Here is a 281-nt window from a genome sequence, read left to right on the forward strand (position 1 = left end):
GTGCGCAGCATGCTGAGCGTGGTCTCATACATAGCGTTTCGACTTGCTCGGGACAGCGCCAGATGGAACCCGAAATCGGCATCGCCGAAGGTCTCCTCGTTCGACTGTTTCCTGACGACGGCGGAGGCAATGCGAATTTCCTCCAACTCCTCGTCGGTCCGCCTCAGCGCCGCGAAAGCAGCCACATCGCATTCCAGGGAGAATCGAAATTCAAACGCCTGGATGAGGTCGGCTATGTTCTCGATTGGCCTATAGCCACCCGAGTCCAGGCCATTTTTGCC

1 protein-coding gene is annotated in these 281 nt (G+C 57.7%); it reads left to right on the top strand.

Annotated features, from left to right (window positions below):
* Positions 1–62: 62 nt before the first annotated feature.
* A partial coding sequence (locus EN846_RS36335; RefSeq protein WP_245518783.1) for a hypothetical protein occupies positions 63–281 on the top strand: 219 nt, incomplete at its 3' end.

The sequence above is a fragment of the Mesorhizobium sp. M4B.F.Ca.ET.203.01.1.1 genome, from assembly GCF_004791025.1.
Taxonomy (GTDB): Bacteria; Pseudomonadota; Alphaproteobacteria; order Rhizobiales; family Rhizobiaceae; genus Mesorhizobium; species Mesorhizobium abyssinicae.